6 protein-coding genes and 5 pseudogenes are annotated in these 9,383 nt (G+C 65.3%); 7 read left to right on the plus strand and 4 right to left on the minus strand.

From position 1 onward, the window contains the following. Positions 1-875: 875 nt before the first annotated feature. A complete protein-coding gene (locus ACFXGX_RS42240) occupies positions 876-2,252 on the minus strand; it encodes a replication-relaxation family protein (protein ID WP_384803500.1) in 1,377 nt (458 codons plus the stop codon). A gap of 880 nt (positions 2,253-3,132) precedes the next feature. Between ACFXGX_RS42240 and ACFXGX_RS42245 the strand changes: the two genes are divergently transcribed. The 3 genes and pseudogenes from ACFXGX_RS42245 to ACFXGX_RS42255 all read left to right on the plus strand — a co-directional run. Next, entirely contained in the window at positions 3,133-3,429 is a 297-nt protein-coding gene (locus ACFXGX_RS42245; RefSeq protein ID WP_384803503.1) for a hypothetical protein, read from the plus strand. Between the two features lie 1,221 nt (positions 3,430-4,650). Continuing rightward, positions 4,651-4,926, plus strand: a complete 276-nt coding sequence (locus ACFXGX_RS42250; RefSeq protein WP_384803506.1) for a hypothetical protein — start codon at positions 4,651-4,653, stop codon at positions 4,924-4,926. Positions 4,927-5,880: 954 nt separating this feature from the next. Then, positions 5,881-6,492: pseudogene (locus tag ACFXGX_RS42255) on the plus strand (transposase); the annotation flags it as partial. On the opposite strand, the pseudogene ACFXGX_RS42260 reads toward ACFXGX_RS42255, so the two are convergent. Further along, positions 6,461-7,321: pseudogene (locus tag ACFXGX_RS42260) on the minus strand (IS5 family transposase). The pseudogenes ACFXGX_RS42255 and ACFXGX_RS42260 sit on opposite strands and share 32 nt — an antisense overlap. A gap of 44 nt (positions 7,322-7,365) precedes the next feature. Between ACFXGX_RS42260 and ACFXGX_RS42265 the strand changes: the two are divergent. Continuing rightward, positions 7,366-7,740 (plus strand): annotated as a pseudogene (locus ACFXGX_RS42265) (integrase); the annotation flags it as partial. Between the two features lie 62 nt (positions 7,741-7,802). Next, positions 7,803-7,964 (plus strand): annotated as a pseudogene (locus ACFXGX_RS42270) (transposase family protein); the annotation flags it as partial. Positions 7,965-8,092: 128 nt separating this feature from the next. Here ACFXGX_RS42270 and ACFXGX_RS42275 read toward each other — a convergent pair. Next, positions 8,093-8,260, minus strand: coding sequence for a hypothetical protein (locus ACFXGX_RS42275; protein WP_384803509.1), 168 nt, complete (start codon positions 8,258-8,260; stop codon positions 8,093-8,095). Positions 8,261-8,297: 37 nt separating this feature from the next. Between ACFXGX_RS42275 and ACFXGX_RS42280 the strand changes: the two genes are divergently transcribed. After that, positions 8,298-8,657, plus strand: coding sequence for a hypothetical protein (locus tag ACFXGX_RS42280; RefSeq protein WP_384803512.1), 360 nt, complete (start codon positions 8,298-8,300; stop codon positions 8,655-8,657). Beyond that, positions 8,606-8,866 (plus strand): hypothetical protein, encoded by a 261-nt coding sequence (locus tag ACFXGX_RS42285; RefSeq protein WP_384803515.1) that lies wholly within the window; start codon positions 8,606-8,608, stop codon positions 8,864-8,866. The genes ACFXGX_RS42280 and ACFXGX_RS42285 overlap by 52 nt, the downstream gene beginning before the upstream one ends. Here the strand turns inward: ACFXGX_RS42285 and ACFXGX_RS42290 are convergent. After that, positions 8,866-9,198 (minus strand): annotated as a pseudogene (locus tag ACFXGX_RS42290) (transposase); the annotation flags it as partial. The gene ACFXGX_RS42285 and the pseudogene ACFXGX_RS42290 sit on opposite strands and share 1 nt — an antisense overlap. Between the last annotated feature and the right edge of the window lie 185 nt (positions 9,199-9,383).

The raw sequence follows: 9,383 nt of genomic DNA on the forward strand, positions 1-9,383 counted from the left end.
GTTCTGCCCCCGCCTTCTAGGGGCAGAACAGGACGGAGGAGCGGTAAGAGGGTTCGGGATGGCTAGTTGGGGCTGGTCAAGGGGTGTGACCTGCGTGAATCGTGACGGGCAGGTGAAGGTGCCGGTAGGGGAGTTGGTAGGGGGATCGGGGGGGGCACCGGTAGGGGAATCGGCGCCGCGCGCGTCCGCCCAGCGTGTGGCCCAGCAAGTTGGGTGAAGTTCCGGGCCACAGGCGTCCGTCCGAATCGCTGCCCCGAGCCCGGAACTTGCGGGCGAGTCACCCGGCTGCGGGGGTGAGAACGGCACCACCATTTCAAGTCTGGCAGCCGACTCAAGCTGGCACCGTCATTTCCTGCGAACCATCCGCGCGTGGGAGCTGCTCGGGCCGCGCAGGAGGCGCCAGTGCGCCTGCGATCACGATGGACAGCCGCTACACGGTGATGCTTACGGCAACGACCGTTCGGAGCGGTCACCCGATGCGGCGGCGGCTTCCCGTCGTAGCCGCCACGCCTGGGTGCGGCACTTCGGCGAGCAGTACACCGAGTCCGCCTGTTCGGCCCCGCATCCTGGGGCCACAGTTCCCTGCATTGGGCAGTGGCGCACCGGCTTTCTGACCACACGCAAGGATTGCGCCGCTGGCTGGTCGCAGGAAAGAGCGCCACGTCCGAGCCTGAACTGGCTAGTCGCTCATCGTAACTATTCAACAGACACGGGCTTGCACGCCGGGTATCCGGTGATCTCAAGCGTCGTTGAACAGGGCGTCGCTCGCGTCCCTGCCTGTGAACCGGGAGGCGAGGGCTGAGCATTCGGCGTCGCTGCCCGGTCTAGAGCGCCAGCCGTAGTCCGGCTCCGGCCACGCTCGGGACGTGGTCGGCCTACGTACCGCGCGGTCGGCGCCCGAAGAGCGCCTGCCGCAAAGTCGGGTACTGGTAGACATCGCTGCGGCACGACGGGCAGTGTCTCCCGTCCTCAGACGGAGCGGGAGCATCCTCGCCGGGGCCGGTAATAGGCTCTCCGCACCGCTCGCAGGCCGGAACCACTGAGGCCGGTGATGGAGCAGGCTCGCCGGGCCACAGCTCCGGAACCCGTCGCGCGGTCCGTCGTGCGGATGCGGCCGCCTGTTCTTTCTCCCGTTCACGCTCCTGATCGGCTTGCCGGCGCAAGGCGCGGCGTTCTTCGGTGCGGGCCGACCATGCCGCCTGGTCGTTGGGGTTGGCGAGAGCGTCGGTCAGGGTTTCCCAGCCGCCATGGCCGCACCGCCACCACACCACCCCGCGCGGCCCTCCGTCCCGCAGTCGGTCGAGAGTGGTGAAGAGGATGGGGATCGCGTCGTCGTAGTCGCAGTAGCCGTCCTGGGCGCCGTAGTTGTGATCTGCATGCCAGGCGCCGGACCACACGGTGCGGGTCAAATGCATGACAGTGTTCATGCGGTTCTTCAAGGCCTGTGGGCCGATCCGTGTGCCGGGGTTGAAGACGATCAGCACCGGCGGGTGACCGTCACGTCCCGAGGGCCGGTAGTGGGCACGCCAGGCTGGCATCTCGGTGCCCAGTGAGCTCTTCATCCGCGCGCGGAAGTAGCGCACATACTTCTCGAACTTCGCCGCCAGGACGTCGGCCGGCTCAGTGCAGTTGTCGACCTCCACGAACAGCACCGGCAACTCCGCCTCCGGCGCCTGCAACACCGCGTCCACCCGCACACCGGCCCGATTCGACTTGCTGCCGGAAACGCTGAGAGGAACTTCGGTCGTCCAGGAGCCGATCCACCCCACCCCCGACGGGACGGGATCCGCCTCGGCGTCCCGCGTCGGCGCGACGGCGGCCGGGGCCGTCGACGGCTCCTCCGTCTCCTGCTGGCGGGGTACCGGGTGGGTCGCCTCGGCAGGCGTACGGGTCATGGCGATGACCGTCTCGTTCACCGCCATCGCGTGCGGGGCACCCGAACGGGCAGCTCCGCGCGCGGTGCCGCCCATCTCCCCCACCGGCCGTCCCAGGACTTCGGCGGCCGCGTCCAGGCCGAGCGGGGTCAGCGACCAGATCTTGTGCCCGTCCCGGCTGCTGCCCTCGGAGACCGTCAGACCGTGCCGGGCCAGGTCCAGAGCGGCGTTGCGGAAGGCTTTGTTGTCCTTGTGGCCGGGCGCCATCAGCCGGTGCATCTGACCCGCCGTCGCCAACTTCAATACCCCCAGTGCCGCCAGCACCTGCGCGCGCACCGCGCTCGTCGACCCGTACCGATACGCCTTCGAGCCCCCCACCGAACCCCCTTCACCACCCGGTCTGCGCAACAGCTGCGCATCATGGCTTTGACCTGCACAAATTCGCGATCACGGTGCTCTAGGCAGCCCGGAGAGCACGGCACCTGTTGGGCTCAGGCCGCGTGCGCCGACGCGGCGATGGATGGCCGCGTTGCGCAGTATCCGCACCACTGCGAGCGACCAGTGCGCAATCGGTGCTGCATCGACTGCGCAATGCGGGACGTGGAGATGGACGTTGCGCAGTCGGTGACGGGCAACGCTCCGAGACCGACTGCGCAACCCCTCGTACACCCGCCGTCCTGCGCCCCAGGTTGCTCAGTTTGCTGGCCCGCACGAGGGCGGGTTACAGGCCGGCCCGTAAAGCGGGCGCCGTGGCGTCAGAACCGCCTCCGTGCGAAATGCACGAGCCTATGCCGCCAGGTAGTCGGGACAGGCTCGTACTGCTTTCACCGTAGGAGTGGCGGGGCCGACCAAAGCAACCCGACCAGCCACATCAATTTCCGGTAACGAGCCCCCACCGCTACCTCTCCGGACCCGACCACAGCCCCCACCAGCGCAGGCCAGCGCGACAGACGCGTGGAGCTCCGGCCGCCGAAAAAGATCTTGCTCTGGAGCGGGGCCGGCCGTGGCCCCACCACGACCCCCACCGGTGCGAGACCCAAGGCCCCGGCCTCCATCCGGTCAACGCTCCTGAGGGTGGCTTTTGATGCGCGGTCTGCTCAGGTATTGGCGGCACCGCAGTGTGCCTTGTGCCCTAAGTCAAGGCATCTATCAGCCTTGTGCACGGTTGGAATGGCAGGGGAGAGGCCAGTGCAGCAGCATTGCCCGTGTCAGGGGCTTCAAGTCGTGGCCCCACCACCGTCTAAATCAGGAGCCACCCATGACGACGGAACGCACAGTCACGCTGAAAGAGGACATCGCGTTTCTTAAGGCGATCGGGGAAGTCTTCGAACAGTACCCAGAAGCAGGGAAGAAGTATGCCATCGCCAGTCTTGCCCTCGAGGCCGAGATGGGAATCGACTTCGAGAGACAGCGCGGAGTCTCCCGCGTGGAGGGTGACCGGATCGTAACCAAGTTCGTGGACCGAGGCGAGCCGATTCAGCGGTCGGGCATCCCCCCAAGGATCTGCCTCGAAGAGGACGAGCATGGCAACTGCCTCGAGTGGTGGTACTACTAAAGTTGGCAGTCCGTGCCGCCGGGCCGAGAAGTCGCCGCCGTCGGCAGGATTCTGAGCGAGCACGGGAAATGTGCGGCCCGCCACAGGTGCAATGACTTCGGCGACCGCCTCGTCGTTGCTGTTGAAGGTGCCAGCCTTCGATTCGCGTTTCGTGAGGTCGCAATACGCCACCCAGGTCTGGGGGGGGTTGGCTTACTATCAATGTCGGGCAAGCCTTGAACGGCCCCATTGCGAGATTCCGCTCCGCGCCGAACACGCCTTCGCCAACGCCGGTCAGCCGTTTGACATGAATGACCGTCGTAGGGGTGGAATCGTACGTCTCGATATATGCAACTCCCTGGTAAGTTGAAACACAGGGACGTGTCTTAGCAGGTTCGGGTGATTCAGGCGTCCCCAAAATTGATGGAATCGGCGCACGGCTCAACTTCCAAGATGGTTTGCCCGGTTCGCCAATGAGAGACGCGACCCCTGATGATCAAGGCTCTCGAAGCCGTTGATCGCGAACAGGGGTAGCGTTCGCGTGCCATCCTCCCCTGATCGGGTCCCTGCAGCGCCACTGCCAGGGTCTTGGCTCCGCCTGCCCGGATCCGAACCGCAGCAGTTCACCTCCCTGGTCGGAATGTTGGGCCGGATACCCGATCACCGCCGTGTCCACAACCGTCGCTACCACCTGGGCTCCCTGCTGGCGCTGTGCCTGGTCCCCGTACTCGGCGGAGCCAAGACCCTGGCCGCCATCGCCCGCCTCTCCGTCGATACCGCCCCCAGCAGGCAACCGCCACACTCGGACTCACAGCCTGAGAATGCATCGCCCCTGGGCACGGGATGCGTCAGCGGTTCAGCGGTGTGACAGTGGAAAGGTAAGGCGTCGCGTGAGAAGACAATTCTTGAGGTCACGACGCCTTACTGGAGAGGGCGTGATACCAGTGCCCGCCGACTCCAAGCTGACTGACGCTCAGAGCGACGAAATCTTCGCTGAGCTAGATGAGGCCGCGGCGCGTCTTCTAGAGGCGCAGAGGAAGACTCGTCAGCAACTATTCGTGGAGGATAATGGCGACGACGGGGGCACTCGCTGCTTCGTACCCGAATACAGTTGCCCATTCTACAAGTCTCCTAGCTCTGGGCACTCCAGCGTCTGCGCTCGTGCCACCTGTCGTCATCATTTCGCCGACCACGACTTTCGCTAGTACTGCAGGCAAATAGCGGCATAGAAGGGAGCCTGTCATGCCCGAAGAAGCTGAGATTCGCGGTACCGTCAGCAAAGCAGGAGAGGAAACGGTCGAGGTCTACAAGATGTCCCTCGACCTCGATGAAGCATCACGAGAGAAGCTGAAGGCGGACCCTAGCGGGGTCCTGAAGCGCTTTCTGGAATCTCAGGGGTACACGGTCAACGCCCTGAAAATGCCAGATTTGCAGGCCAACGAGGATGTGTGGCCCTCGGGGTGGATCCACATTACCAGCGGTTCAGAGAAGTCCCATTGGCATCAGATTTACCTGTAGGCAGCACAGAAAGTTCAGGCATCACCTGCGCGGCATCCATTCAGTGCTGCGCTGATGGCAGGGAGATGCGGGAGAGGGCAGAACCTCATGTTGTCCGACGGCAGGACGTGGACCGAAGAGCAGCAGAAGACGATCGAAGACGCCTCGAACCACGTCAAGCGCCGCCTTGCAAGAGGCGGGGGCACGTCTCGCTGAAGTGGGCGTCTGGTTCGAATCGGGTTCACCATGCCTCATCTGCGCGTGTGAGAATTGCGACGGAGGGACCGAGATGTGGTGCACCTGCTCTCATTCCCTCCCTGACCCTTACATCTACTGACGTAAGGTTTGTTCTGTAACTGGTGGGCGGGGCCGCCGTGGCAGGCGGGGTGGTGCGGCGCAGGCCGGCTCTACCCAGACGTCGAAGTCAAGGCCAACGCCCTCAGGACACGTGCGGAGTACCATCACTAGTTTTCGGCGCTCAGCGATCACCGGTCCTCCCCAACTCGCATCCCGTCTACCGTCGGTCCACACGTATGTGGAGCGGGCGCGGTGCCGGGCGTCCAGGTGGAGCGCGCCACTGTACGAACAACCGTGAGGATTGGTCGCGGCATCGCTCGGGGGTCTGACCCACCGAACGATTGACGCTTCGGGCTGTCCTTTCAAGGAATCGTCGGCCGGCCGGGCTGTGCCGCTTTGCGCGCGGCCGGCCGGGCGTCTGTGACCTCACAGGAGCCCGGCCAAAGGTCCCATCACAGTCTTGTCCTGGCGCCTGACCGGCCCGTGCGATCTCTCGCGTACCGGACGGAAGGACGGCAGGTAGCGGCATGACGGATCAGATCGCGGTGGTCGGCGGGGTGGACACCCACACAGACTTCCACCAGGCAGCGGTGGTCGACAGCATCGGCCGACCCTGGCCACCGCTCCGTTCCCCACCACCCCCGACAGGTACTGCCGCCTGCTGGAATGGATGCGCGCATGCATGGCGACGTGCTCGCCGTCGGGGTCGAGGGAACCGGCGCCTTCGGTTCCCAACTCGCCCGGTTCCTCCGGGCGAGCGAGGTGGCCGTGCTCGACGTCGACCGCCCTGACCGCAACGCCCGGCGGGCCAACGGCAAGTCCGACCCCGTCGATGCCTACGCCGCCGCGACCGCCGTACTGTCCGGCCGCGCACACGGCCGGCCCAAGACCCGCGACGGCACCGTCGAAGCCATCCGGTCCCTGCGGGTGGTCCGCCGCTCGGCCGTCAAATCCCGCACCCCCTCCGCTCCCGGTGCGGCTGTCCTCCTCCTCGACGGGGCCAGTGTGGCCGGTGCGGATACCGGATGTGTGCACGGCGTCGCATGGTTCTCCGCGACCCTGGGCTGCCTCCTGCTGAGAACCATCACCACGCAACCCACCCGGCCACTCGTCGAGTGCCTGGCCGACTCGATCGTGGCTGTCCGCTCCCTGCATGGGGGCACCTGCGACTTGGCCCATCGGGCCAGCCCGACCAGTACCGTCGTCGCCGTCCGGGCCAGTGCGGGAGTTCTGGAGTACCTCGTACTAGGGTCCGTCTTCAAACTGATCTTGCCCAGAGTAGGAATGACGCGAGACTGACCGCTGCTTCGTAGGAGGTGGCGGTCTTGTCGTATCTGGTGGCGATGCCGCGGAAGCTCTTGAGGCGGTTGAAGCAGCGCTCAACTACGTTGCGTCGGCGATAGATCTGACGGTCGAATGCCGGTGGCCGACCGCCGCCGACGGCCGCGGTTGTGTCGGTGTCGCTGCTGGTCGGCTTTCTCCGGGATGGTGCACGCGCTGCCGCGTTTGCGCAGGTAGGCGCGGAACCCTCGGGAGCTGTAGGCCTTGTCGGCGATGACCTGGTCGGGTTTGGAGCGGGGCCGGCCAACGCCGGTCCGCGGAACCCGGATCCGGTCAAGGAGGGGACGTGCGCAGATGCTGTCGTGGCGTTGGCCAGGTGTCACTAGGATCGCGAGCGGACGTCCCTTGCCATCGCAGGCGAGGTGGATTTTGGTGGTCAGTCCGCCTCGGGATCGGCCGAGGGCGTGATCTTCCGGTTCGTCCGGCCGGTGGATCCCCCTTTTCGGCCGGTGGCGGCGGCGTGCTGGTGAGCGCGCACGATGGTGGAGTCGATCTGGACGAGCCAGTCGATGTCGCCGACCGCGTCCGCGCGGGCCTGAACCTGCTGGAGCGCTCGGGTGAACACGCCGTCCAGGGCGTAGCGGCGAAAGCGGGTATAGACCGTCTTCCACGGCCCGTAGCGATCCGGCAGGTCACGCCAGGAGATCCCGGTCCGGATCTTGTAGACCATCCCGTTGATGACCTGCCGATCCTCCACGCGCGGACGGCCCGTCGCGGCACGCGGTATCAGCGGAGCGAGTAACTCCCACTCCTGATCAGTGAGTTCATGACGACGTATCACCCCACCATGATCCATCATCCGATGATCTTTGAAGACGGACCCTAGGTGACTCGACGCTTCTCCTCGCCGACCTGGACGGGAAGCCGACCGCCGTCACAGACCAACGCTTGGACGAGGTGGGCAAACGGCTTCGCGCAACGGTCGACATGCTGCCCACCGGTTCAGCGGAACACGTGGTCGCCCTGGCGGAGTACCGCGACGCGCTGACGGGACTGCGGAACCAGCCGGGCGGTTTCTGGATCGCCGGGCCTGACCCGCTAGCGGCCGAGCACGCCTTCACCGGGACGGCACCGGTGGGGTCGCTGACCTCGGTGACACTGTTGAGCGACGGCGCGACGCGACATGTCGACCTCTTCGAACGCGCCACCTGGCAAGAGACGTTGCGGCTGCTGACGGGTTCGCTGTTCGAGGAGTTGGAGGCTCGTGAGGCGGCTGCCCGGGTGCGGGTGGAGGAGTTGACGCCGAACTCGCGGTGTTGACGGACCGACAGGCTTTGCTGGTACTGGCCCATCTGCGGTGCGGGCACACCTATGCCCAGCTCGCAGCCGGTTTCGGTGTCGGGATTGCCGCCGTCTACCGCTACGTTGCCGAGACGGTGAAGGTTCTGGCCGCGCCCGCCCCGGGCCTCCAATCAAAGATCACTTTCAGGTCCAAGCCCTGCACCAGATGACCCAGTTCGCCAGGCAGAGCTTCTCGGAGGCAGTAAGCGGCAGCTCAGGCTGCGATGCCGAGTCCGGTGCGGGGTGATGGATGAACTCACCAACCCTGTCAGACCCGGCCGCCCCTGCGGCCGGGTCTGACAGGCGCCACCTGGGTCCACGGCGTGGGTGGGCCGTCGGTGCTCCAGGTGAACTTCATCCAGGAGTGGTGGCCGAGGGAATTCTCCAGCATGCCGATGAGCATCCGGTCGGCCTCGAAGCGGTGCAGCTGAGGCATAGTTCGGGAGTCTTCCAATCCAGTCGGGTTAGGGTCAATGCCGCCCGGCGCCAACGCCATCGAGCTCGCCGACATCCTGGGCCACGATATCCGCATCGGATGCCGAAACACGGGGCCCGGCCTCGGTTTCGGCGGCGACTGCCTACCCAGGGACCTCGTGCAATCCGGATGTGAACACGGTGTTCTCTTCGCTGCAGTAGCCTCGCCGTTTCGGTTGCGGCGGGTCCGGCTGATGGAGCTCCATCCCAACTCCCCCCCAGATGCGTGGACTGCACGGCGGTGCGACGCTAGAAATAGAGGACCGGCACTGCCTGCCATCCGCCCCTATGCGGGAGAGAGGCCGACATGGCAACGACACCTCACGCTGGCTCTAGCACTGACATCTGCGCCCAGATGAAGCACGATGCCGAGCTGGGCAAAAAGGAACTAAAGGACGAGAGAAAAAAGCTCTCCGAGCTCAAGGTCAAGCTCCAGCATGAAACAAATCCAATAAAGGCTCAACAGCTGAGGGAGGAAATTGAAAAATTGGAAACTAGCATAAAGTACGACGAAGCCCAACTCCAGGTGCTATTGGAAGACATTGCCGCCAATTGCAGTGGCCTCTAACTGACCGAGTCGATCGCGCACCGCGACCAGTCCAGCTCACCGCGGGCGCCGAGCTCGTCCAGGACGACCCGGTGCAGCCTGGCCCAGACCCGGTCCCCGCTCCACTGGGCGAAACGCCGGTAGACCGTCGGCCAGGCCGGCCCGAACACCGGCGGCAACTGCCGCCACGTGCAGCCCGAGGTGGCCACGAAGACGATCGCCGCCAGGCACTCACGGTCACCCGCCCGCCGACGGCCACCGCCCTGCGGACGTATGACCTCCGTCGGCTGCACCACCCGCCGGAACAACACCCACAACTCGTCCGGAACCAACCGCTCAACCAGATCCGTCATGCACTACTCAACGAACGATCCCGCCATAAGAAACGACGTCTAAGAGGTCGTTTTCATCTGCCTTGCCTGGTTATTAGGCGATTCTCTGGATGATGGATGGTGGTGCAGGCGAGTTCTTGGAGGCTGTCGATGTCTCTGGGTTGTGGGAGGTGGCGGATGGGGCAGAAACGGTCGTAATCCTGTTT

The sequence above is a fragment of the Streptomyces sp. NPDC059371 genome, assembly GCF_042751995.1.
Lineage (GTDB): Bacteria > Actinomycetota > Actinomycetes > Streptomycetales > Streptomycetaceae > Streptomyces.